A 986-nucleotide genomic window follows, 5' to 3' on the forward strand; every position below is an offset into this window, starting at 1 on the left:
TCGTCCCAGTCGTAGCGGTAACCGCCTTCCACGCGGAAGTCGGAGCTGTCGGTGATCGCCTTGGACAGACCCAGGCCCAGTTCGGCCGCCGGTGCCCAGTCGCTGTCCACCGGGTTCTTGTGGTGGCTGCCCATCACGGCACCCAGCAGGTACGGGCGCCACGACCAGTTGGTGAAGTACCAGCGCGCGGCAACGCCGACGTTGTTGCTGGACCAGTTACCGGCGTGGTTGTCGATCCGGCGCTTGGTGCGGTCCGCGAACACGTCCAGCGAGAGGTCCGGCGTAAAGAACTTGCCCACGGCCAGGCCGTAGTAGATCTGGCGGCTGTTGGTGTTGCGATTCGAGTCGTTGAAGTACCCGCCGATGGTCGGCGCGATGTACCAGCGGTCATCAAAGCCGTTCGGCCATGCCGGAGCGGCAGTGCTCTCGCTGCTGCCGGTGGTCGCCGCCGTGTTGTCCTGCGCGTGAACAGCGCCCACGCCGCCCAAGGCCAGGGCAACCATGAAATAAAGGCCCTTGTGTTTCATCAGGTCTCTCCTCGTCAATTTGGTCTTCGCATCCGTTACACGCCAAACGGCCATTGCAATGGCATCGCTTTTAACATCTTCGACAGCTTGTAACGCCTGTTGCTTGGCGTACGTACTCTGCAAGCGGTGGCGAGTGTAGCAAATTCGTTAAACTCCGCGCAGCAGAATCAAAACGGCTTTTGCACTACTCAGTACACTATCGTTCAGGGTCGACAGCCCGTATCTCCCCTACTCCTGCCTGCGTGTATTTTTCGTATTGAAAGACGCGCTCCCGGGCAAATCGGCCCGATTTGACCCATTCACGAAAAAGCCCGGCATATGCCGGGCTTTTTCGTGACACTGCGACAAGTCCGATTACTGCTGGACCTGCAGCTCCACGCGACGGTTCTGCGCACGACCCGCGTCGGTGGCGTTGTCGCCGATCGGGTTGTCCGCACCGTGGCCGATCGGGCCTTCCAG

General features: G+C 60.6%; 1 pseudogene. It reads right to left on the bottom strand.

Annotated elements, in window-relative coordinates:
• Positions 1-527: pseudogene (locus ISP14_RS18720) on the bottom strand (OmpA family protein); the annotation flags it as partial.
• Positions 528-986: the final 459 nt, after the last annotated feature.

Source organism: Dyella agri (genome assembly GCF_044904705.1).
GTDB classification, from domain to species: domain Bacteria; phylum Pseudomonadota; class Gammaproteobacteria; order Xanthomonadales; family Rhodanobacteraceae; genus Rhodanobacter_A; species Rhodanobacter_A agri.